The organism is Enterobacter cloacae complex sp. P18RS (assembly GCF_014982105.1).
Taxonomy (GTDB): Bacteria; Pseudomonadota; Gammaproteobacteria; order Enterobacterales; family Enterobacteriaceae; genus Enterobacter; species Enterobacter hormaechei_C.
In genome coordinates this window covers 109,431-133,032 of the sequence record NZ_JADCKV010000018.1, presented here as the reverse complement: position 1 = coordinate 133,032, position 23,602 = coordinate 109,431, and the positions used below count along the sequence as shown (strand labels likewise).

General features: G+C 59.0%; 21 protein-coding genes. 18 read left to right on the top strand and 3 right to left on the bottom strand.

Annotated elements, in window-relative coordinates; all coding sequences use genetic code 11:
* The first annotated feature begins 2 nt into the window (after positions 1–2).
* The 10 genes from nuoE to nuoN all read left to right on the top strand — a co-directional run bounded on the left by nuoE (position 3) and on the right by nuoN (position 12,012).
* Positions 3–503 (top strand): NADH-quinone oxidoreductase subunit NuoE, encoded by a 501-nt coding sequence (gene nuoE / locus INF61_RS15240; protein ID WP_006176513.1) that lies wholly within the window; start codon positions 3–5, stop codon positions 501–503.
* Positions 500–1,837, top strand: a complete 1,338-nt coding sequence (gene nuoF, locus INF61_RS15235) for an NADH-quinone oxidoreductase subunit NuoF (RefSeq protein ID WP_003861487.1) — start codon at positions 500–502, stop codon at positions 1,835–1,837. Before nuoE ends, nuoF begins: the two co-directional genes overlap by 4 nt.
* A 54-nt stretch (positions 1,838–1,891) precedes the next feature.
* Entirely contained in the window at positions 1,892–4,615 is a 2,724-nt protein-coding gene (gene nuoG / locus INF61_RS15230; RefSeq protein ID WP_003861488.1) for an NADH-quinone oxidoreductase subunit NuoG, read from the top strand.
* A complete protein-coding gene (nuoH, locus tag INF61_RS15225) occupies positions 4,612–5,589 on the top strand; it encodes an NADH-quinone oxidoreductase subunit NuoH (RefSeq protein WP_003861490.1) in 978 nt (325 codons plus the stop codon). The genes nuoG and nuoH overlap by 4 nt, the downstream gene beginning before the upstream one ends.
* Before the next feature lie 14 nt (positions 5,590–5,603).
* Positions 5,604–6,146, top strand: coding sequence for an NADH-quinone oxidoreductase subunit NuoI (gene nuoI, locus INF61_RS15220; RefSeq protein WP_003861491.1), 543 nt, complete (start codon positions 5,604–5,606; stop codon positions 6,144–6,146).
* Between the two features lie 10 nt (positions 6,147–6,156).
* Positions 6,157–6,711 (top strand): NADH-quinone oxidoreductase subunit J, encoded by a 555-nt coding sequence (gene nuoJ, locus INF61_RS15215; RefSeq protein ID WP_003861493.1) that lies wholly within the window; start codon positions 6,157–6,159, stop codon positions 6,709–6,711.
* The gene (nuoK, locus tag INF61_RS15210) at positions 6,708–7,010 is read left to right on the top strand and encodes an NADH-quinone oxidoreductase subunit NuoK (RefSeq protein WP_003861496.1); all 303 of its coding nucleotides are present in this window, start codon (positions 6,708–6,710) and stop codon (positions 7,008–7,010) included. Before nuoJ ends, nuoK begins: the two co-directional genes overlap by 4 nt.
* Positions 7,007–8,848: an NADH-quinone oxidoreductase subunit L gene (gene nuoL / locus INF61_RS15205; protein WP_003861497.1), complete on the top strand. Its 1,842-nt coding sequence runs from the start codon at positions 7,007–7,009 to the stop codon at positions 8,846–8,848. Before nuoK ends, nuoL begins: the two co-directional genes overlap by 4 nt.
* 170 nt (positions 8,849–9,018) lie before the next feature.
* Positions 9,019–10,548 carry an NADH-quinone oxidoreductase subunit M gene (nuoM, locus tag INF61_RS15200; protein ID WP_003861498.1) on the top strand — a complete coding sequence of 510 codons (1,530 nt, stop codon included), beginning with the start codon at positions 9,019–9,021 and terminating at the stop codon, positions 10,546–10,548.
* 6 nt (positions 10,549–10,554) lie between these two features.
* Complete coding sequence (nuoN, locus tag INF61_RS15195) at positions 10,555–12,012, top strand: NADH-quinone oxidoreductase subunit NuoN (protein ID WP_015572273.1); 1,458 nt, start codon at positions 10,555–10,557, stop codon at positions 12,010–12,012.
* A 105-nt stretch (positions 12,013–12,117) separates the two neighbouring features.
* Here nuoN and INF61_RS15190 read toward each other — a convergent pair whose 3' ends face one another.
* A complete protein-coding gene (locus INF61_RS15190; protein WP_015572274.1) occupies positions 12,118–13,122 on the bottom strand; it encodes a chemotaxis protein in 1,005 nt (334 codons plus the stop codon).
* A 64-nt stretch (positions 13,123–13,186) separates the two neighbouring features.
* A complete protein-coding gene (gene rbn, locus INF61_RS15185) occupies positions 13,187–14,104 on the bottom strand; it encodes a ribonuclease BN (protein WP_063933230.1) in 918 nt (305 codons plus the stop codon).
* Between the two features lie 71 nt (positions 14,105–14,175).
* Here rbn and INF61_RS15180 point away from each other — a divergent pair, with 71 nt between their 5' ends.
* The 8 genes from INF61_RS15180 (at position 14,176) to menE (ending at position 22,087) form a co-directional block, all read left to right on the top strand.
* The gene (locus INF61_RS15180) at positions 14,176–14,640 is read left to right on the top strand and encodes a GNAT family N-acetyltransferase (protein WP_023295084.1); all 465 of its coding nucleotides are present in this window, start codon (positions 14,176–14,178) and stop codon (positions 14,638–14,640) included.
* Between the two features lie 50 nt (positions 14,641–14,690).
* Positions 14,691–14,996 carry a stress response protein ElaB gene (elaB, locus tag INF61_RS15175; RefSeq protein WP_040117899.1) on the top strand — a complete coding sequence of 102 codons (306 nt, stop codon included), beginning with the start codon at positions 14,691–14,693 and terminating at the stop codon, positions 14,994–14,996.
* Between the two features lie 86 nt (positions 14,997–15,082).
* Positions 15,083–16,378 carry an isochorismate synthase MenF gene (gene menF / locus INF61_RS15170; RefSeq protein ID WP_017693007.1) on the top strand — a complete coding sequence of 432 codons (1,296 nt, stop codon included), beginning with the start codon at positions 15,083–15,085 and terminating at the stop codon, positions 16,376–16,378.
* An 88-nt stretch (positions 16,379–16,466) separates the two neighbouring features.
* On the top strand, positions 16,467–18,137 hold the full coding sequence (menD, locus tag INF61_RS15165) for a 2-succinyl-5-enolpyruvyl-6-hydroxy-3-cyclohexene-1-carboxylic-acid synthase (RefSeq protein ID WP_040117897.1): 1,671 nt from the start codon (positions 16,467–16,469) through the stop codon (positions 18,135–18,137).
* Positions 18,134–18,910, top strand: coding sequence for a 2-succinyl-6-hydroxy-2,4-cyclohexadiene-1-carboxylate synthase (menH, locus tag INF61_RS15160; protein ID WP_193547891.1), 777 nt, complete (start codon positions 18,134–18,136; stop codon positions 18,908–18,910). The genes menD and menH overlap by 4 nt, the downstream gene beginning before the upstream one ends.
* Entirely contained in the window at positions 18,907–19,764 is an 858-nt protein-coding gene (gene menB, locus INF61_RS15155) for a 1,4-dihydroxy-2-naphthoyl-CoA synthase (RefSeq protein WP_003859452.1), read from the top strand. Before menH ends, menB begins: the two co-directional genes overlap by 4 nt.
* Complete coding sequence (menC, locus tag INF61_RS15150) at positions 19,764–20,729, top strand: o-succinylbenzoate synthase (RefSeq protein ID WP_032669452.1); 966 nt, start codon at positions 19,764–19,766, stop codon at positions 20,727–20,729. The genes menB and menC overlap by 1 nt, the downstream gene beginning before the upstream one ends.
* Positions 20,726–22,087: an o-succinylbenzoate--CoA ligase gene (gene menE, locus INF61_RS15145; protein ID WP_193547890.1), complete on the top strand. Its 1,362-nt coding sequence runs from the start codon at positions 20,726–20,728 to the stop codon at positions 22,085–22,087. Before menC ends, menE begins: the two co-directional genes overlap by 4 nt.
* On the opposite strand, the gene INF61_RS15140 is transcribed toward menE, so the two are convergent.
* The gene (locus tag INF61_RS15140) at positions 22,088–23,602 is read right to left on the bottom strand and encodes a tripartite tricarboxylate transporter permease (RefSeq protein ID WP_006811365.1); all 1,515 of its coding nucleotides are present in this window, start codon (positions 23,600–23,602) and stop codon (positions 22,088–22,090) included.

Sequence of the window (23,602 nt, the reverse complement as noted above, 5' to 3'; positions counted from 1 at the left end):
TTATGCACGAGAATCAACAACCACAAACCGAGGCTTTTGAGCTGAGTGAAGCAGAGCGTGCCGCCATTGAGCACGAGATGCACCACTACGAAGACCCGCGTGCGGCGTCCATTGAAGCGCTGAAAATCGTACAGAAACAGCGTGGTTGGGTGCCGGATGGGGCGATCTACGAGATCGCAAAAGTGCTGGGCATTCCGGCAAGTGACGTAGAAGGCGTAGCCACGTTCTACAGCCAGATCTTCCGTCAGCCGGTAGGCCGCCATGTGATCCGCTACTGTGACAGCGTGGTCTGCCACATCACCGGTTATCAGGGCATTCAGGCTGCGATTGAGAAGAAACTCAATATCAAGCCGGGCCAGACCACCTTCGACGGACGCTTTACTCTGCTGCCAACCTGCTGCCTGGGTAACTGCGACAAGGGGCCGACCATGATGATTGATGAGGACACTCACAGCCATCTGACGCCGGAAGCGATTCCTGACCTGCTGGAGCAGTACAAATGAAAACTGTAATTCGTACTGCTGAGACGCATCCGCTGACCTGGCGTCTGCGTGATGACAAACAGCCGGTCTGGCTCGACGAATATCAGAGCAAAAACGGCTATGCCGGCGCGCGTAAAGCCCTTGGCGGCATGGCGCCGGACGACATCGTTAACGCGGTGAAAGAGTCTGGCCTGAAAGGCCGCGGCGGCGCGGGCTTCTCCACCGGTCTGAAGTGGAGCCTGATGCCGAAAGATGAATCCATGAACATCCGTTACCTGCTGTGTAACGCCGATGAAATGGAGCCGGGTACCTATAAAGACCGCCTGCTGATGGAACAGCTGCCGCACCTGCTGGTTGAAGGCATGCTGATCTCCGCGTTCGCGCTGAAAGCGTACCGTGGCTATATCTTCCTGCGCGGTGAATACATCGAAGCGGCTGAAAACCTGCGTCGCGCGATTGCCGAAGCCACTGAAGCCGGTCTGCTGGGTAAAAACATCCTGGGCACCGGGTTTGACTTCGAGCTGTTCGTGCACACCGGTGCCGGACGTTATATCTGCGGTGAAGAAACCGCGCTGATTAACTCCCTGGAAGGCCGCCGCGCGAACCCGCGCTCCAAGCCACCGTTCCCGGCAAGCTCCGGCGTGTGGGGTAAACCGACCTGCGTCAACAACGTCGAAACCCTGTGCAACGTCCCGGCGATCCTCGCGAACGGCGTGGAGTGGTATCAGGGCATCTCCTCAAGCAAAGATGCCGGTACCAAGCTGATGGGCTTCTCCGGTCGCGTGAAGAACCCTGGCGTCTGGGAGCTGCCGTTCGGCACCACCGCACGCGAAATTCTTGAAGACTACGCCGGCGGCATGCGCGATGGCCTGAAATTCAAAGCCTGGCAGCCGGGTGGGGCAGGGACGGACTTCCTGACCGAAGCCCACCTTGACCTGCCAATGGAGTTCGAAAGCATTGGTAAAGCAGGCAGCCGTCTGGGTACCGCGCTGGCGATGGCCGTCGACCACGAGATCGGCATGGTATCCCTGGTGCGTAACCTGGAAGAGTTCTTCGCCCGCGAGTCCTGCGGCTGGTGTACACCGTGCCGTGATGGTCTGCCGTGGAGCGTGAAGATCCTGCGTGCTATCGAACGTGGCGAAGGCCAGCCTGGCGATATCGAGACACTTGAGCAACTGTGTCGATTCTTAGGGCCGGGTAAAACCTTCTGTGCCCACGCACCGGGCGCCGTCGAGCCGCTGCAAAGCGCGATTAAATATTTCCGCGACGAATTCGAAGCAGGCATCAAGCAGCCGTTCAGCAATACCCATTCGATCAATGGTATTCAGCCGAACCTGCTGAAAGCGCGCTGGTAAAAACAGAATTTTGATTAACGCTCGGTTTCGGCCGAGCCAACTGGAAGCATGCTAATGGCTACGATTCATGTAGACGGCAAAGAATACGAAGTCAACGGGGCGGACAACCTGCTGGAAGCTTGTCTGTCTCTTGGCCTCGATATTCCGTACTTTTGCTGGCATCCGGCGCTGGGCAGCGTCGGTGCTTGCCGCCAGTGTGCGGTGAAGCAATATCAAAACGCGGAAGACACGCGTGGTCGCCTGGTGATGTCCTGTATGACGCCAGCCGCCGAAGGCACCTTTATTTCGATTGATGACGAAGAAGCCAAACAGTTCCGTGAAAGCGTGGTGGAGTGGTTAATGACCAACCACCCGCACGACTGTCCGGTGTGTGAGGAGGGCGGTAACTGCCACCTTCAGGATATGACCGTCATGACCGGTCACAGCTTCCGTCGCTATCGCTTTACCAAGCGTACCCACCGTAACCAGGATCTGGGGCCGTTCATCTCTCACGAAATGAACCGCTGCATCGCCTGCTACCGCTGCGTGCGTTATTACAAAGATTATGCAGACGGACAGGATCTGGGCGTATATGGCGCGCATGACAACGTCTACTTCGGTCGTCCGGAAGACGGTACGCTGGAAAGCGAATTCTCCGGTAACCTGGTAGAAATCTGTCCGACCGGCGTATTCACGGATAAAACCCACTCTGAACGTTACAACCGTAAATGGGACATGCAGTTTGCGCCAAGCATCTGCCAGCAATGCTCCCTCGGCTGTAACACCAGCCCGGGTGAACGTTACGGCGAACTGCGTCGTATCGAAAACCGTTACAACGGTACCGTTAACCACTACTTCCTCTGCGACCGCGGTCGTTTCGGCTATGGCTATGTGAACCTGAAAGACCGTCCGCGTCAGCCGGTACAGCGCCGTGGCGATGACGTCATTACCCTCAACGCTGAGCAGGCGATGCAGGGCGCGGCAGATATTCTGCGTCAGTCGAAGAAAGTGATCGGCATCGGCTCCCCGCGCGCCAGTATCGAAAGCAACTTCGCGCTGCGCGAGCTGGTTGGGGCGGAAAACTTCTACACCGGTATCGCCCAGGGCGAGCAGGAACGTCTCCAGCTGGTGTTGAAAGTGCTGCGTGAAGGCGGCATTCATACGCCTGCGCTGCGCGAAATCGAATCCTATGATGCGGTTCTGGTGCTGGGTGAAGACCTGACGCAGACCGGCGCACGCGCGGCCCTGGCGGTTCGTCAGGCGGTGAAAGGTAAAGCACGTGAAATGGCAGCGGCGCAGAAAGTGGCTGACTGGCAGATTGCGGCCATCCTCAACATCGGTCAGCGCGCGAAGCATCCTCTGTTTGTGACTAACGTCGACAACACCCGTCTGGACGATATCGCCGCGTGGACCTACTGCGCGCCGGTTGAAGATCAGGCGCGCCTCGGCTTTGCCATTGCCCACGCGCTGGACAGCAACTCGCCGGCCGTTGAACTGGATCGTGACCTGCAAAACAAGGTCGACGTGATTGTTCAGGCGCTGGCGGGGGCGAAGAAACCGCTGATTATTTCCGGTACCAACGCCGGTAGCGCTGAAATCATCCAGGCCGCAGCAAACGTTGCCAAAGCCCTGAAGGGCCGCGGCGCTGACGTCGGTGTCACCATGATTGCCCGTGCGGTGAACAGTATCGGTCTGGGTATGATTGGCGGCGGCTCGCTGGAAGACGCGTTAAGCGAACTGGAATCCGGTGCCGCTGACGCCGTTGTGGTGCTGGAAAACGACCTGCATCGCCATGCTTCTGCCGCTCGCGTTGACGCCGCGCTCTCCAGAGCGCCGCTGGTGATGGTTATCGACCATCAGCGCACCGCGATCATGGACAAAGCGCACCTCGTGCTCTCTGCGGCAAGCTTCGCAGAAAGCGACGGGACGGTGATAAACAACGAAGGCCGCGCCCAGCGTTTCTTCCAGGTTTATGACCCGGCCTACTACGACAGCAACACCGTGATGCTGGAAAGCTGGCGCTGGCTGCACTCCCTGCACAGCACCGTGCAGAGCCGTGAAGTGGACTGGACGCAGCTCGACCACGTTATTGACGCGGTTGTTGAGAAACTGCCTCAGCTGGCGGGCATTAAAGACGCCGCGCCTGACGCAAGCTTCCGCATTCGCGGCCAGAAACTGGCGCGTGAGCCGCACCGCTACAGCGGTCGTACCGCGATGCGCGCCAACATCAGCGTGCACGAACCGCGTCAGCCGCAGGATAAAGACACCATGTTTGCCTTCTCGATGGAAGGGAACAACCAGCCGTCTGCGCCGCGTTCGCAAATCCCGTTTGCATGGGCACCGGGCTGGAACTCCCCGCAGGCATGGAACAAGTTCCAGGCTGAAGTGGGCGGTCACCTGCGCCACGGCGATCCGGGCGTGCGTCTGATTGAAGCCTCCGAAACCGGTCTGGACTTCTTCACCACCGTTCCGGCGAGCTTCCAGGCGCAGGAAGGTCACTGGCGTATTGCACCGTACTACCATCTGTTCGGTAGCGACGAAATGTCCCAGCGTTCTCCGGTATTCCAGCAGCGTATGCCGCAGCCGTACATCAAGCTCAACCCGGCGGATGCCGCGAAGCTTGGCGTTAACGCGGGTGCGAACATTGCCTTTAGCTACGACGGCCAGACAATCAGCCTGCCGCTGATTATTTCTGAACGCCTGTCAGCAGGGCAGGTGGGTCTGCCGATGGGTATGCCTGGCATCGCGCCGGTCCTGGCGGGTGCGCATCTTGATAACCTTCAGGAGGCAAAAGCATGAGTTGGTTAACGCCGGATCTTATCGACATCCTGCTGAGCATTCTGAAAGCGGTTGTGATTCTGCTGGTGGTCGTCACCTGCGGCGCGTTCATGAGCTTTGGTGAACGTCGTTTGCTCGGTCTGTTCCAGAACCGTTACGGACCGAACCGCGTGGGCTGGGGTGGTTCACTCCAGCTGGTCGCCGACATGATCAAGATGTTCTTTAAAGAGGACTGGGTTCCGCGCTTCTCGGACCGCGTGATCTTTACGCTGGCGCCGATGATCGCCTTCACCTCGCTGCTGCTGGCGTTTGCTATCGTTCCGGTCAGCCCGACCTGGGTGGTGGCTGACCTGAACATCGGCATTCTGTTCTTCCTGATGATGGCAGGCCTCGCGGTTTACGCGGTGCTGTTCGCAGGCTGGTCCAGTAACAACAAATACTCGCTGCTGGGTGCGATGCGTGCTTCCGCGCAGACGCTGAGCTACGAAGTGTTCCTGGGGCTCTCCCTGATGGGCGTGGTGGCGCAGGCCGGTTCATTTAACATGACCGACATCGTCAACAACCAGGCCGACATCTGGAACGTTATCCCGCAGTTCTTTGGGTTTATTACCTTTGCCATCGCGGGCGTGGCGGTGTGTCACCGTCACCCGTTTGACCAGCCAGAAGCCGAACAGGAACTGGCCGACGGTTACCACATTGAATATTCCGGTATGAAGTTCGGTCTGTTCTTCGTGGGCGAGTACATCGGTATCGTCACCATTTCCGCGTTGATGGTAACGCTGTTCTTTGGTGGCTGGCATGGCCCGTTCTTACCGCCGTTCATCTGGTTCGCGCTGAAAACCGCGTTCTTCATGATGATGTTCATTTTGATTCGCGCAGCGTTACCGCGTCCGCGTTATGACCAGGTAATGTCCTTCGGCTGGAAAGTGTGCCTGCCGCTGACGCTCGTCAACTTGTTGGTAACGGCGGCTGTCATTCTCTGGCAGCAGCCATAAGGGGCTTTGAGATCATGACCTTAAAAGAATTATTGGTAGGTTTCGGCACTCAGGTACGCAGTATCTGGATGATCGGCCTGCATGCGTTTGCCAAACGCGAAACCCGGATGTACCCGGAAGAGCCGGTATATCTGCCGCCGCGCTACCGTGGACGTATCGTGCTGACGCGCGACCCGGACGGTTCCGAGCGTTGCGTTGCCTGTAACCTGTGTGCGGTAGCGTGTCCGGTGGGCTGTATCTCTCTGCAAAAAGCAGAGACGGTGGACGGCCGCTGGTACCCTGAGTTCTTCCGCATCAACTTCTCACGCTGCATCTTCTGCGGTCTGTGTGAAGAAGCGTGCCCAACCACGGCGATTCAGCTGACTCCAGACTTCGAGCTGGGTGAGTACAAGCGTCAGGATCTGGTGTACGAGAAAGAGGATCTGCTGATTTCCGGTCCGGGCAAATACCCGGAATATAACTTCTACCGGATGGCGGGTATGGCAATCGACGGCAAAGATAAAGGCGAAGCAGAGAACGAAGCTAAGCCTATCGACGTCAAGAGCCTGTTACCGTAAGGAGAGGGCAATGGAATTCGCTTTTTATATCTGTGGCCTTATCGCCATCCTGGCTACGCTGCGAGTGATCACGCACACCAATCCGGTGCATGCGCTGCTGTATTTAATCATTTCGCTGCTGGCTATTTCCGGGGTGTTCTTTGCGCTGGGCGCGCACTTCGCTGGTGCGCTGGAAATCATCGTCTACGCCGGGGCCATCATGGTGCTGTTTGTGTTCGTGGTGATGATGCTCAACCTGGGCGGCTCTGAAATTGAGCAGGAACGTCAGTGGTTAAAACCGCAGGTGTGGATTGGTCCGGCAATTTTGTCGGCCATCATGCTGGCGGTGATTGTTTACGCCATTCTGGGCGTCAACGACCAGGGTATCGACGGGACGCCAATCAGCGCGAAAGCCGTGGGTATCACCCTGTTTGGTCCGTACGTTCTGGCGGTTGAGCTGGCCTCAATGCTGCTGCTGGCGGGTCTGGTTGTGGCCTTCCACGTTGGCCGCGAAGAGCGTGTCGGCGAGGTGCTGAGCAACCGCACTGACGACCGCGCGAAAAGAAAAACGGAGGAACGCGCATGATCCCCTTAACACATGGACTGATCCTCGCTGCGATTTTATTCGTTCTGGGCTTAACTGGTCTGGTTATCCGCCGCAATCTGCTGTTTATGCTGATCGGTCTGGAAATCATGATCAACGCTTCCGCGCTGGCCTTTGTGGTCGCCGGTAGCTACTGGGGCCAGACCGATGGTCAGGTGATGTACATTCTCGCCATCAGCCTCGCGGCTGCTGAAGCGAGTATTGGCCTGGCGCTGTTGCTACAGCTCCATCGTCGCCGCCAGAACCTGAACATCGATTCAGTAAGTGAGTTGCGTGGATGAACATGCTTGCCTTAACCATTATTTTTCCGCTGATTGGCTTCGTGCTGCTGGCGTTTTCTCGCGGCCGCTGGTCTGAGAATCTGTCTGCCACCGTGGGCATTGGCTCTATCGGCCTGGCTGCGCTGGTCACAGCGTATGCGGGTATCGACTTCTTTAACAATGGACGTCAGGCCTACAGCGTACCGCTGTGGAACTGGATGTCGGTCGGTAACTTCAACATCGGTTTCAACCTGGTGCTGGATGGTCTGTCTCTGACCATGCTCTCCGTGGTCACCGGCGTCGGCTTCCTGATCCACATGTTCGCCTCCTGGTACATGCGCGGTGAAGAGGGATACTCCCGCTTCTTCGCCTACACCAACCTGTTTATCGCCAGCATGGTGGTTCTGGTGCTGGCCGATAACCTGCTGCTGATGTATCTGGGCTGGGAAGGCGTGGGTCTGTGCTCTTACCTGCTGATCGGTTTCTACTACACCGATCCGAAGAATGGCGCAGCGGCCATGAAAGCGTTCGTCGTGACCCGTGTGGGTGACGTGTTCCTCGCTTTCGCGCTGTTCATTCTCTACAACGAACTGGGCACGCTGAACTTCCGCGAAATGGTGGAACTGGCGCCGGCGCACTTCGAAGCAGGCAACAACATGCTGTGGTGGGCAACGCTGATGCTGCTGGGTGGCGCTGTGGGTAAATCCGCGCAGCTGCCGTTGCAGACATGGCTGGCCGACGCGATGGCGGGTCCAACCCCTGTCTCCGCGCTGATCCACGCCGCAACCATGGTTACCGCCGGTGTCTACCTGATTGCGCGTACCCATGGCCTGTTCCTGATGACCCCGGAAATTCTGCATCTGGTGGGTATCGTCGGTGCGGTTACGCTGGTGCTGGCTGGCTTTGCCGCGCTGGTGCAGACCGACATCAAGCGCGTGCTCGCGTACTCCACCATGAGCCAGATTGGTTACATGTTCCTGGCGCTGGGCGTTCAGGCGTGGGACGCCGCCATTTTCCACCTGATGACGCACGCGTTCTTTAAAGCGCTGCTGTTCCTCTCATCCGGTTCGGTGATCCTGGCCTGCCACCACGAGCAGAACATCTTCAAAATGGGCGGACTGCGTAAGTCCATCCCGCTGGTCTATGTCTGCTTCCTGGTAGGCGGCGCGGCGCTGGCGGCACTGCCGCTGATTACCGCAGGCTTCTTCAGTAAGGACGAAATCCTGGCGGGCGCCATGGCGAATGGTCATATCAATCTGATGGTTGCGGGTCTGGTCGGTGCGTTTATGACCTCCCTGTATACCTTCCGTATGATTTTCATCGTCTTCCACGGTAAAGAACAAATTCACGCTCACGCAGGGAAGGGGATTACCCACCACCTGCCGCTGATTGTGCTGCTGGTCCTGTCCACCTTCGTTGGCGCGATGATTGTGCCACCGTTGCAGGGCGTACTGCCTGCAACAACCGAGCTTGAGCACGGTCGCGTTCTGACGCTTGAAATCACCTCCGGCGTAGTGGCTATCGCGGGCATCCTGATTGCCGCATGGCTGTGGCTGGGCAAACGCACGCTGGTGACTGCCGTTGCCAATAGCGCGCCGGGCCGTCTGCTGGGCACCTGGTGGTACAACGCATGGGGCTTCGACTGGCTGTACGACATGATCTTCGTGAAGCCGTTCCTGGGCATTGCGTGGCTGCTGAAGCGCGATCCACTGAACAGCCTGATGAATATCCCGGCGATCCTCTCTCGCTTTGCAGGTAAAGGCCTGCTGTTCAGCGAGAACGGTTATCTGCGCTGGTATGTGGCGTCCATGAGCATCGGTGCGGTTGTCGTACTGGCGCTGCTGATGGTGTTGCGTTGATTTTGAGTTAGCGGGGATTGTCGGGTGGCGCTAGCGCTTACCCGACCTACGGACCGTAGGCCCGGTAAGCGAAGCGCCACAGGGCAAAAGGCCCCGCACTCAAACGTGAATTTTGTCGAATTCGTTGAAAATCGGTCCCTGAGGGACTTTAACAAGGAATAAAAATCGCCATGTTACTACCCTGGCTAATATTAATTCCCTTCATCGGCGGCTTCCTGTGCTGGCAGACCGAACGCTTTGGCGTGAAGATGCCGCGCTGGATCGCGCTGATCACCATGGGATTGACGCTCGCGCTTGGTCTGCAACTCTGGTTGCAGGGTGGCTACTCACTGACCCAGTCCGCGGGCCTTCCGCAGTGGCAGTCTGAGTTCATTCTGCCGTGGATCCCACGTTTCGGTATTACGATCCACCTCGCGATTGACGGTCTGTCGCTGCTGATGGTGGTGCTGACCGGTCTGCTCGGCGTTCTGGCGGTACTCTGCTCCTGGCGAGAAATCGAAAAATACCAGGGCTTCTTCCACCTGAACCTGATGTGGATCCTGGGCGGCGTGATCGGCGTGTTCCTGGCCATCGACATGTTCCTGTTCTTCTTCTTCTGGGAGATGATGCTGGTGCCGATGTACTTCCTGATCGCGCTGTGGGGCCACAAGGCATCCGACGGTAAAACGCGTATCACGGCGGCCACCAAGTTCTTCATCTACACCCAGGCGAGTGGTCTGGTGATGCTGATTGCCATCCTGGCGCTGGTATTCGTGCATTACAATGCGACCGGCGTCTGGACCTTCAACTATGAAGATCTGCTGAAGACCCCGATGTCCCACGGCGTGGAATACCTGCTGATGCTCGGCTTCTTCATCGCCTTCGCGGTGAAAATGCCGGTCGTACCGCTGCACGGCTGGCTGCCGGACGCGCACTCTCAGGCGCCAACGGCGGGTTCCGTTGACCTGGCGGGTATCTTGCTGAAAACGGCGGCCTACGGTCTGCTGCGTTTCTCCCTGCCGCTTTTCCCGAACGCCTCCGCAGAGTTCGCGCCGATTGCCATGTGGCTTGGCGTGATCGGTATCTTCTACGGTGCATGGATGGCCTTCACGCAGTACGACATCAAACGTCTGATTGCTTACACCTCCGTTTCCCACATGGGCTTCGTGCTGATTGCCATCTACACCGGCAGCCAGCTGGCGTACCAGGGGGCGGTGATCCAGATGATTGCGCACGGCCTGTCCGCTGCCGGTCTCTTCATCCTGTGTGGTCAGCTGTACGAACGTCTGCATACCCGCGACATGCGTATGATGGGCGGCCTGTGGGGCAAAATGAAATGGCTGCCGGCGCTCTCCATGTTCTTCGCGGTGGCGACTCTGGGTATGCCGGGTACCGGTAACTTCGTCGGCGAGTTTATGATCCTGTTCGGCAGCTTCAACGTGGTACCGACGATCACCGTCATCTCCACCTTTGGTCTGGTGTTTGCCTCCGTGTACTCGCTGGCGATGCTGCACCGCGCTTACTTCGGTAAAGCGAAGAGTGAAATTGCTGCACAAGAACTGCCGGGGATGTCGCTGCGTGAGCTGTTCATCATCCTGCTGCTGGTCGTACTGCTGGTGCTGTTGGGCTTCTATCCGCAGCCGATTCTGGATACCTCGCACTCCGCGATGGGTAACATCCAGCAGTGGTTTGTTAATTCTGCTTCTACTACAAGGCCGTAATTCGCCATGACAATAACTCCACAACAACTGATCGCGCTGCTACCGCTGCTGATCGTCGGATTGACGGTGGTGGTTGTGATGCTCTCCATTGCGTGGCGACGCAATCACTTCCTGAATGCGACCCTGTCCGTTCTGGGTCTGAACGCTGCGTTAGTCTCTCTCTGGTTTGTTGGCCAGGCGGGAGCGATGGACGTCACGCCGCTGATGCGCGTTGACGGTTACGCCATGCTCTACACCGGTCTGGTGCTGCTGGCGAGCCTGGCAACCTGTACCTTTGCGTACCCGTGGCTTGAAGGGTACAACGACAACAAAGAAGAGTTTTACCTGCTGGTACTGATTGCCGCACTGGGCGGTATTCTGCTGGCGAACGCGAACCACCTGGCCGCGCTGTTCCTCGGTATTGAGCTGATCTCACTCCCGCTGTTCGGCCTGATTGGTTACGCTTTCCGCCAGAAGCGCTCTCTGGAAGCGGCAATCAAGTACACGATCCTGTCTGCTGCCGCGTCGTCGTTCCTGCTGTTCGGTATCGCGCTGCTGTACGCACAGACGGGTAATCTCTCCTTCATGGCGCTCGGTAAGAGCCTCGGCGACGGCATGATGCATGAGCCGCTGCTGCTGGCGGGTCTGGGCATGATGATTGTTGGCCTTGGCTTTAAACTCTCACTGGTTCCGTTCCACCTGTGGACGCCAGACGTATACCAGGGTGCCCCTGCACCGGTCTCGACCTTCCTGGCGACGGCGAGCAAAATCGCTATCTTCGGTGTGGTCATGCGTCTGTTCCTGTACGCCCCGGTGGGCGACAGCGAAGCGGTCCGCGTGGTGCTGGGCATTATCGCGTTCGTGTCCATCATCTTCGGTAACCTGATGGCGCTGAGCCAGACCAACATTAAGCGTCTGCTGGGCTACTCCTCTATCTCCCATCTGGGTTACCTGCTGGTGGCGCTGATTGCGCTGCAAAGCGGTGAGATGTCGATGGAAACTGTGGGCGTCTATCTGGCCGGTTACCTGTTTAGCAGCCTCGGCGCGTTCGGCGTGGTGAGCCTGATGTCCAGCCCGTACCGTGGCCCGGATGCGGATTCCCTGTTCTCCTACCGTGGTCTGTTCTGGCACCGTCCGATTCTGTCTGCGGTAATGACCGTGATGATGCTCTCTCTGGCGGGTATCCCGATGACGCTGGGCTTTATCGGTAAGTTCTACGTGCTGGCCGTCGGTGTGCAGGCGGGTCTGTGGTGGCTGACGGCGGGTGTCGTTATCGGCTCCGCGATTGGTCTCTACTACTACCTGCGCGTTGCCGTGAGCCTGTACCTGAGCGCGCCTCAGCAGCTCAACCGCGATGCGCCGTCCAACTGGCAGTATAGCGCCGGCGGTATCGTGGTGCTGATCTCCGCGCTGCTGGTGCTGATCTTCGGTATCTATCCGCAGCCGCTGATTGATATCGTGCAGCGCGCGATGCCGCTGATGTAAGGTGAAAGCAAAAAGGCAACGAAAGTTGCCTTTTTTATTGCCCAGCGGCGCTACGCTTGCAGGGCCTACGGGTTTTGTAGGTCGGGTAAGCGTAGCGCCACCCGACTAAGCCAGCTGCTTGCGGCTAATCAACGGCCCTTCAATCTTCTTCATCGAGCGGTCCAGCACCTCTTCAATTACCGACGACAGCTCGTTCAGCTCAAACTTCGCCACATAGCCGTCCGCCTTCACTTTGCGAATATGATCTTCGTTCGCGTTGCCGGAAAGAGACGAGTGGATCACCACCGGAATATCTTTCAGTACCGGGTCGGATTTGATTTTTCGCGTCAGCGTAAATCCGTCCATCTCCGGCATTTCGAGGTCGGTTAATACCAGGGCAATCTTATCGGTAACGGGAACGCCCTCGGCCTGTGCCTGCGCGGCCAGCTGAGTGATTTTCTCCCACGCGTCTTTGCCGGTGATATGCAGCTGGGCCGGGATCTCCATCGCCTGCAATCCCTTCTCCAGCATTGAGCGCGCTACTTTTGAATCTTCTGCAACAATCGCGACAGAGCCAGGCTTGATGTTGAATTTGGTGGTTTCCAGATGGGTGGCGTGCAGATCGTGGTTCGCCGGGGTGATGTCGTACAGGATCTGCTCCACGTCCAGCACCATCGCCAGATCGTTGGTATCGGTCTTCTCGTCCAGACAGGCAATGCTGGTGATGTAGCGACCGCTGACGGCGGTTTCCGCGGCGTGCACCTGCTTCCAGTCCAGACGCATGATGTTTTCCACCGATTCTACGGCAAACGCCTGCACGCTGCGGGCATATTCGGTGATCAGCAGGATGTTCAGCCCGGTGGCTGGTTTGCAGCCGGCGACGGCGGCCAGATCGATCACCGGGATCACCTGGTCACGAATGTTCACCATCCCCATCAGCGGAGACTTCATTCCCGCCGGTTTGGTGAAGGTCGGCATCGGCACAATTTCGCGCAATTTGAACACGTTGATGCCGAACAGCTCGGATTTATTTTCGTTCAGAGAGGTGCCAAGACGGAACAGCAACAGTTCAAAACGGTTGGACAGGGTCAGGTTTGCCCTGTCATCAATATCTTTCTGGAAATTATCCATTCTACCCTCAAGAGAAATGCTGGCCTTTTAATCGTTATCGGCACGCTGAGGGAAAAATGAAGGACTAAACGCTGACCTGAGCAAAATCTTCCGCCAGCTCGCATGCCGGAAATACTTCCCGGCACTCTGCCAGCAGGCTTTCAGCGCCGCGGACGTCATAGCGTGAGCTGACGTGAGTAACAATCAGTTTCCGGACGCCAGCCTCACGTGCCAGCTGCGCCGCCTGACGCGTAGAGCTGTGCCCCCGGCTGTTGGCTTTTTCTTCCATCGCCGCTTCCAGCGTCGCCTCATGCACCATCACATCTACACCTCTGGCAAGCCTGAGCGCCGAAGGGCAGGGGGCGGTATCCCCAAAAATAGCCAGTTTTTTGCCCGGCTGCGGTGGGGCGAGGTAATCCTGACCGTTGATGACGCGCCCGTCTTCCAGCGTGACGGTCTCGCCGTGCTTCAGACGCTGGAACAGCGGGCCTGGTTTCACCCCATCGGCCTGCAACGCGGCGGCGTTCAGCGCCCCGGGCTTGTCATGCTCCTCAACGCGATAGCCGTAGCATTCCACCGGATGGTTAAGCGGGTAAGCGCGCACCAGGTAATCTCCGTCATCGAACACCAGACCTTCGTCGATCTCCACCACCTCCAGCGGATAATCGGTCCACGAGCCGCTCAGGCGCAGCGTGGTTTCAACGAATTCCTGAATACCCGCGGGGCCATAAATGGTCAGCGGGTTAGCGTTACCGGCCATCGAACGGCTGCACAGCAGGCCCGGCAGGCCAAACAGATGGTCGCCGTGCAGATGGGTGATAAATATTTTATCCACTTTCCCCGGGTGGTATGAGGTATGCAGCAGCTGATGCTGCGTACCCTCGCCGCAGTCAAACAGCCACAGCCCACCCCGGGTAGGATGCTTAAGATCCAGCAGAATCGCCGTCACGTTTCGTGAGCGGGTTGGCACCCCGGCGGACGTACCCAGAAAAATCAGTTCCATAACGCAATCAGCCCTTTGCCGAATGGGAAGGGGTTTAGTATAACGTGATGAACCCTAGGAAGGAGAAACACATGATCCAGTGGCAAGATCTACACCACAGCGAACTGACCGTGCATTCACTCTACGCCCTGCTCAAGCTGCGCTGCGAAGTCTTTGTGGTTGAACAAACCTGCCCGTATCAGGATATCGACGGCGATGACCTGATCGGCGAGAACCGGCACATCCTCGGCTGGCGCGATAACGAGCTGGTGGCGTATGCGAGGATTCTGAAAAGCGAAGAGGATTTTGACCCTGTCGTCATTGGCCGCGTCATTATCAGCGGCCGCGCGCGCGGTGAAAAGCTGGGCTATCAGCTGATGGAAAAAACGCTGGACGCATGCCAGAAACAGTGGCCGGACAAGGCGTTATACCTGGGCGCGCAGGCGCATTTGCAATCATTCTATGGCCATTTTGGTTTTACCCCGGTCACGGACATTTACGACGAAGACGGCATCCCACACATCGGCATGGCACGCGAAGCGAAACAGGCGCAATAGCAATACGTTGTCTATAGTTACCGGACTGGTGTACTAACATGGAGAAAAATATGTCATTTCAATCCTGGGATACCCGAGTCGACGACGACCTGACGCTGCTAAGCGAAACGCTGGAAGAAGTGCTGCGCTCTTCAGGCGATCCTGCCGATCAGAAGTACATTGAGCTCAAAGCCCGCGCCGAGCAGGCGCTGCATGACGTGAAAAACCGCGTCAGTAACGCATCCGACAATTACTACTACCGCGCCAAGCAGGCGGTTTATCGTGCCGACGATTATGTGCATGAAAAACCGTGGCAGGGCATTGGGGTCGGTGCGGCCGTAGGGCTGGTGCTGGGTCTGATGTTAGCCCGTCGTTAAGCCGGTAAACCACTCCCTACACGTGGGTACTGCTATTTATCGTCAGTACCCCGTATAATATAAGGCTTTAACAGGGAGAGGTTCGCGTGCACTCGATTTTCCTCGCGCTGCAAAGCCTGCGTACTCAGCTTGCGCAAGCATTGCCAGCTACACCCGGTTTACGCCATTTCGATGTCTCTTTCCCGTTAAACGACGCCTTCGATCCGCTGGCCTGGCTCGGTGTGCAGCGATGCTATCCTCAGTTTTACTGGCAACAGCGCAGCGGTGATGAAGAACTTGCCGCGCTCGGAAGCCTCGCCCATTTCGATTCTCTGGCCTCGGCCTCGCGGTTTTTGCACACCCACGACGTAGCCAATGACACCCGTATCTGCGGCCTGAACGCCTTCAACCCAGCGCAGGGCAAGTTGTTTTTACCGCGCCTTCTCTGGCGACGGTCTGGCGGGGTCGCCACGCTGCGTCTGCAACTGTGGAGCGAAACGTCGCTGCGGGAAGATGCCCGTGAGGCGCTTAATTTTGTCGATAACCTGCGCGACGCCGCGCCGATCCGCCCGTTGTCCGTGCAGATTGTGCAGGAAACCCATCATCCGGAAAAACCGGAATGGCTGGCGTTGATTCGTCAGGCGACGGATACCCTTGCTCGCGGCGATTTTGAGAAAGTGGTCCTCGCACGTGCTACAGACGTGCATTGCCAGCAGCCCGTGAACGCCATCGCGCTGATGGCTGCCAGCCGCGCGCTAAACCTCAACTGCTATCATTTTTGTATGGTCTTTGACGCCAGCAACGCGTTCCTCGGCTCGACGCCTGAACGCCTGTGGCGGCGACGCGGCACGCTGCTGCGCACTGAAGCGCTGGCAGGCACCGTCGCCAGCCATTCTGACGATAAGCAGGCCCAGCGTCTGGGCGACTGGCTGATGAATGACGACAAAAATCAGCGGGAAAATATGCTGGTGGTGGAAGATATCTGCCAGCGTCTTCAGCACCATACCCGGACGCTGGAGATCCTGCCTGCGCAGGTGCTGCGTCTGCGCAAGGTGCAGCATTTACGTCGCTGTATCTGGACCGAACTTAAACAGCCTGACGACGAGCAGTGCCTGCATATTCTGCAACCGACGGCGGCGGTGGCCGGGCTGCCGCGACAGGCGGCGCGAGAATTTATTGCGAAAGTGGAGCCGTTTGACCGGGAGTGGTACGCCGGGTCGGCGGGCTATTTATCGCGCGATCAAAGCGAATTCTGTGTGGCATTACGCTCCGCCCGCGTTCACGACGCTGCGCTGCGTCTTTATGCGGGGGCGGGCATCGTCAGCGGCTCCGATCCGGAGCAGGAGTGGCAGGAGATCGAAAACAAGGCCGCCGGGCTGCGTTCCCTTCTCCTAAGGGATTAATACTGATTCGTGCAATCCCGATTCATATCAAAATTCTGACTTTTTCTATTATTTATACTGTGTCGCATTCTTGATACTGGACAATCTCATGTCAGTAAGTTCTTTTAACCGACGCTGGGCGGCGGTGATCCTTGAAGCCCTGACCCGTCATGGTGTCAGGCATGTGTGTATTGCCCCGGGCTCTCGCTCCACGCCGCTCACCCTTGCTGCCGCGGAAAACCGGGCTTTTATTCACCACACCCATTTTGATGAGCGGGGTCTGGGCCATCTGGCGCTCGGGCTGGCGAAAGTCAGCAAAGCGCCCGTGGCGGTGATAGTCACCTCCGGCACGGCGGTGGCGAACCTGTATCCGGCGCTGATAGAAGCGGGATTAACCGGCGAAAAGCTGATTTTACTCACTGCCGACCGTCCCCCGGAACTTATTGACTGCGGTGCTAATCAGGCGATTCGTCAGCCTGGCATTTTTGCCTCGCATCCTTCACAGACGGTCTCGTTGCCGCGCCCCACCCAGGATATTCCCGCCAGCTGGCTGGTCTCAACCCTCGACCACGCCATGAACGCACTGCGCAGCGGCGGGCTGCACATTAACTGCCCGTTTGCCGAGCCGCTGTACGGTGAAATGAACGATACTGGCCTCGTCTGGCAACAGCAGCTGGGAGACTGGTGGGAGAGCGAAAAACCCTGGCTGCGCGAGCAGACGCATATGGAAAGCGCAAAACAGCGCGACTGGTTCTTCTGGCGCCAGAAGCGCGGCGTGGTGATTGCCGGGCGGATGAGTGCGGCGGAAGGCAAGCTGGCGGCGGAGTGGGCACAAACGCTTGGCTGGCCGCTGATTGGTGACGTGCTTTCCCAGACGGGCCAGCCGCTGCCCTGCGCCGACCTCTGGCTGGGTAACGCGAAAGCGGTTACCGAGCTGGCGCAGGCGCAGATTGTCGTCCAGCTGGGATCGAGCCTGACGGGGAAGCGTCTGCTCCAGTGGCAGGCCACCTGTACCCCAGAAGAGTACTGGCTGGTGGATCCGCTAGAAGGACGCCTTGACCCGGCGCACCATCGCGGCCGCCGCCTGGTGAGCAACATTGACAGCTGGCTGGAATTGCATCCGGCGGAAAAACGCAAACCCTGGGCGGTGGAGATCCCGGCGCTGTCACGTCAGGCGTGGGAACTCACCAAAACGCAGTGCGAGGCGTTCAGTGAAGCCGGGCTTGCGCACCGTATCCGCAAATATCTTCCCGAGCAGGGACAACTTTTTGTCGGTAACAGCCTGGTGGTGCGCCTGATTGACGCCTTTTCGCAGCTGCCGGCGGGTTATCCGGTGTACAGCAACCGGGGCGCGAGCGGCATTGACGGCCTGATCTCCACCGCCGCTGGCGTACAGCGGGCCAGCGCGAAATCCACCCTGGCGATTGTGGGGGATCTCTCAGCCCTCTACGATCTCAACGCGCTGGCGCTCCTGCGTCAGGTGTCGGCCCCGTTCGTGCTGATTGTTGTGAACAATAACGGCGGGCAGATTTTCTCGTTGCTGCCGACGCCGCAAAGCGAGCGTGAGCGCTTCTATCTGATGCCGCAAAACGTGCAGTTCGAACACGCCGCCGCCATGTTCAGCCTCAAGTACCATCGCCCGGAAAACTGGGACGCGCTGGAGACGGCGCTGAACACCGCCTGGCGGCAGCCTGGCGCGACGCTGATTGAGCTGGTGGTAAACGATGCTGACGGCGCGCAGAAGCTGCAACATCTGCTTGCGCAGGTGAGTCACCTGTGATCCTCGCAGGCGTCTCCCAGCCAGGAAAACCAGGCTACCCCTGGCTGGTTTTCCTGCACGGTTTTTCCGGCGACTGTCGCGAGTGGCAGGCTGTCGGGGCGTCGCTGCATGACTACCCCCGGCTCTACATTGACCTGCCCGGGCACGGTGGTTCAGCGGATACGGGCGTGACGGGGTTTGCAGAGGTAAGTGAATTGCTCTCGCATACCCTTATTAGTTACAACATACTAAGATACTGGCTCGTGGGGTACTCCCTCGGCGGCCGCATTGCGATGTTCCATGCCTGTCAGCATCCTGCGGGGTTAGACGGGCTGATGGTGGAAGGTGGACACCCGGGCCTGCAAGACGCCGATGCGCGCCAGGCCCGGCTGATCTCTGACCGCCGCTGGGCGTCACGGTTTCGCAGTGAGCCGCTGGAGGCCGTCTTTGCCGACTGGTATCAACAGCCGGTCTTTGCCTCACTTACGGATGATCAGCGCAGGGCGCTGATCGCGCTGCGCAGCCGGAACAACGGCCCGAGGCTGGCAGAGATGCTGGAGGCCACCTCGCTTGCCGTTCAGCCTGATTTACGTCCCGCGCTCATCGCGCGTGATTTTTCTTTTGACTATCTCTATGGCGAACGTGACGGGAAGTTTGCAGCTATCGCCGCTGAACTTAACGTCACGCGTCATGCTATCCCTCACGCCGGACACAACGCCCACCGGGACAACCCGGACGCGGTTGCCGCGAGTCTGGCTCAGATACTGCGTTATCGAACAAAGGACACGCTATGATCTATCCTGATGAACACATGCTTTACGCGCCGGTTGAATGGCAGGACTGCTCCGAAGGCTATACCGACATTCGTTACCACAAATCCGCCGATGGTATCGCCAAAATTACTATCAACCGTCCACAGGTGCGCAACGCATTTCGTCCGCTGACCGTAAAAGAGATGATCCAGGCGCTGGCGGATGCCCGCTACGACGACACTATCGGCGTCATCATCCTCACCGGGGAAGGGGAGAAAGCCTTCTGCTCCGGCGGCGATCAGAAAGTCCGCGGTGACTACGGCGGATACCAGGATGATGCGGGCACGCACCACCTGAACGTGCTGGATTTCCAGCGCCAGATCCGCACCTGTCCAAAACCGGTGGTCGCGATGGTGGCAGGGTATTCCATCGGCGGCGGTCACGTGCTGCACATGATGTGTGACCTGACGATCGCGGCGGAAAATGCCATTTTCGGTCAGACTGGCCCGAAAGTCGGCTCTTTCGACGGCGGCTGGGGCGCGTCCTATATGGCGCGCATTGTCGGTCAGAAAAAAGCCCGCGAAATCTGGTTCCTGTGCCGTCAGTACAACGCCCAGGAAGCGCTGGATATGGGGCTGGTTAACACCGTGGTGCCGATCGCCGATCTGGAAAAAGAGACCGTGCGCTGGTGTCGCGAAATGCTACAAAACAGCCCAATGGCGCTGCGCTGCCTGAAAGCGGCCCTCAACGCCGACTGTGACGGTCAGGCGGGCCTTCAGGAGCTGGCAGGTAACGCCACCATGCTGTTCTATATGACCGAAGAGGGTCAGGAAGGGCGCAACGCGTTCAACGAAAAACGCCAGCCGGACTTCAGCAAATACAAACGGAACCCGTAATGCGTTGCGCGCAGGTTTACCGCTGGCAGATACCGATGGACGCGGGCGTGGTGCTGCGTGAACGGCGGTTAAAAACCCGTGACGGCTTTTGCGTGCATCTCCGGCAGGGCGAGCGGGAAGGGTGGGGCGAAATCGCCCCGCTTCCGGGTTTTAGCCTGGAAACGCCGGACGAGGCGCAGGCTGCGCTGATGGCCTGGACGTACGAATGGCGTGAGGGAGCAGATCCGGCGCTGCCGGACGTTCCTTCCGCCGCGTTCGGCATCAGCTGTGCGCTGGCAGAGCTGGACGGCAGTTTACCGGACGCGGCGAACTATTGCGCCGCGCCGCTCTGTACCGGCGATCCGGATGAACTTTTCGCGCTCCTTTCCGCGATGCCTGGCGAGAAGGTGGCGAAAATAAAGGTTGGCCTGTACGAAGCAGTGCGCGACGGAATGGTGGTTAACCTGTTACTGGAAGCCATTCCCGATCTACACCTGCGCCTGGACGCCAACCGCGCCTGGACGCCGCTCAGGGCGCAACAGTTCGCGAAGTACGTCAACCCGGCGTACCGCAGCCGCATCGCGTTTCTCGAAGAGCCGTGCAAAACGCGCGACGACTCGCGCGCCTTCGCCCGGGAAACCGGCATTGCCATTGCCTGGGATGAGAGCCTGCGCGAAGCCGATTTCGCGTTTGCCGCCGAGCCGGGCGTCAGGGCCGTGGTGATTAAGCCAACGCTGACCGGCAGCCTCGACAAGGTGCGCGAGCAGGTTGCGGCGGCCCATGCCGCAGGGCTGACGGCGGTGATCAGTTCATCCATCGAATCCAGCCTCGGCCTGACGCAGCTGGCGCGCATCGCTGCATGGTTAACGCCGGACACCGTTCCCGGTCTCGATACGCTAAACCTGATGCAGGCCCAGCTGATTCGCCAGTGGCCTGGCAGCACCTTGCCGTGCCTCGACGTCGGGGCGCTGGAGCCATTGCGATGAGTTTTACCGACTGGCCGTGGCGGTACTGGCGCACCCGGCGTGCCGATAAATCCGCGCTGCGTTTAGACGATATAACGCTCAGCTGGTCTCAGCTGGGCGAGCGTATCGATCGTCTCGCAGCCGGTTTTCAGTCTCAGGGCGTTACGGACGGTGATGGCGTCATGCTGCTCGCCCACAACCACCCGCAGACCCTGCTGGCCTGGCTGGCGCTGCTTCAGTGCGGCGCCCGCATTTTGCCGGTGAACCCTCAGCTTCCCCGTCCGCTGCTGGACGTCCTCCTGCCGCAGATGACGCTGCGCTTTGCGCTGGTGCTTAACGGTGAGTATGACGGTCTGCCCGGTCTGGTATTAAGAGAGGGCGAGGGGCAGGGCGGCGTGACGTGGCGGGCAGAACGGCTGGCCTCAATGACGCTCACCTCTGGCTCCACTGGCTTGCCGAAAGCGGCGGTGCACACCTGTGCCGCCCACCTTGCCAGCGCAAAAGGGGTGCTGGCGCTGATGCCTTACGGCGATAGCGACGACTGGCTGCTCTCTCTGCCGCTGTTTCACGTCTCCGGTCAGGGGATTTTGTGGCGCTGGTTGCAGGGCGGAGGCCGTCTCACCGTGCGTGAAAAACAGCCGCTGGAGCAGGCGCTACAGGGCTGTACCCACGCCTCGCTGGTGCCAACGCAGCTGTGGCGGCTGCTTAATTCACACCATCCCGTCGCGCTGAAAGCCGTGCTGCTCGGCGGGGCGGAAATCCCCGTTGCGCTGACCGAACAGGCGCGCGAGCAGGGGATCCGTACGTTCTGCGGCTACGGTCTGACCGAGTTCGCCTCCACCGTCTGCGCCAAAGAGGCCGACGGCGCGCCGGACGTGGGCAGCGCGCTGCCGGGCAGAGACGTTCAGGTGGTGAACGGTGAAGTCTGGCTCCGGGCGGAAAGCATGGCGGCGGGCTACTGGCGAGACGGCGCATTATTGCCGCTGGTCAATGAGCAGGGCTGGTTTGCCACCCGCGATCGCGGCGAGTGGCATGACGGACGCCTGACCATTCTGGGCCGAATGGACAATCTCTTTTTCAGCGGCGGAGAAGGGATCCAGCCCGAAGCGCTGGAGCGCGTTATCGCCACGCATCCGCAGATAAGCCAGGCGTTTGTCGTTCCGCTGGATGATGCCGAGTATGGGCAACGTCCGGTGGCGGTAGTGGAATGCGAGCCGGGCACGGATATCACGCTGCTGCCGGAGTGGGTTCAGGGCAGGCTGGCGCGCTTTGAGCAGCCGGTACACTGGCTGGCGCTGCCGTCAGAACTGAAAAATGGCGGGATTAAAATCTCCCGCCAGGCGTTAAAGCAGTGGGTCAATGCCCTGTTGAGGGGCTAATCAACCGATATCCGGCTGCGGTTTGTGCTGGCGTCGGCGGACCCAGCGCAGCACCGGCGGCACGACAATCACCATAATCGCCATTGCCAGCAGGATCTTCGTCACGCTGCTCTCCCACAGGATCCCCATGTTGCCATTGCTGATGGAGAGGGCGCGGCGCAGGTTCTGCTCCAGCATTTCCCCCAGCACAAACCCTAAAATCAGCGGCGACATCGGGAAGTGCATCTTGCGCAGAATGTAGCCCAGCACGCCGAGCAGCACCATCAACACCAGGTCGAAGGTGGTGCTGTGCACCGCGTACACCCCAACCGCAGAGACGGCGGCGATGGCCGGGACCAGGAACCACAGGGGAATGGTCAGCATGCGGGTGAACAGGCCGATCAGCGGGATGTTCATTACCAGCAACATCACGTTGGCGATCAGCAGGGCGGCAATTAAACCCCAGACGATATCGGGCTGCTCGGTAAACATCGCCGGACCCGGGGTGATGTTATAGAGCGTCAGCGCGCCCATCATTACCGCCGTGGTGCCGGAGCCCGGCACGCCGAGGGTCAGCATCGGGATAAACGAGCCGCAGGCCGAGGCGTTATTCGCCGCCTCCGGCGCCGCCACGCCGCGGATATCGCCTTTGCCGAAGCTGTCGCTGTTACCGCTCAGCTTTTTCTCGGTCATGTAGGTGATAGCGCTGGCGATAGTAGCCCCCGCGCCGGGCAGAATGCCGACGAAGAAACCGATCACCGACGAACGCAGGGTGGCGCCAATACACTGCGCCCCCTCTTTGGCATTAAAGAGCATACGTCCGGTTTTACGCACCAGCGTCTGCCCGCTGCTGGTATGCTCCAGCATCAGTAAGATTTCTGAGACAGAGAACAGACCAATCACCACGACGATAAACTGCACGCCGTCGGAGAGATGAACGCTGTCGAAGGTAAAACGATAAACCCCGGTGTTGGCATCCACGCCGACGGTGGCCAGACTGAGGCCAATCAACGCAGACAAAAACGACTTCAGCGGATTCTGCGCCATCATGCTGCCGAGACAGGCGATGGCGAACACCATCAGGGCAAAATACTCGGCCGGACCAAACGCCAGCGACCACTGGGCCAGCGCCGGGGCGAAGAGGATGATGCCGCCAATGGCGATCATGGAGCCAAAGAACGAGCTGACGGCAGAAATAGAGAGCGCCACGCCGCCGCGCCCCTGCTGCGCCATCGGGTAGCCATCCAGCGCGGTCATAATGGCGGCGGCATCGCCGGGCACGTTAAGCAGAATCGAGGAAATACGCCCCCCGTATTCGCAGCCGATATAGACCGTCGCCAGCAGGATCAGCGCCGATTCCGCAGGCAGGTGTAGCGCAAAGGCCAGCGGCAGTAAAATCGCCACGCCGTTGATAGGGCCAAGGCCCGGCAGCAGGCCGACGATGGTCCCGACGAAACAGCCGATCAGGGCGATCACCAGGTTTTCCGGGGTCATCGCTACCGCGAACCCCTGAGAGAGATAGATCCAGGTATCCAT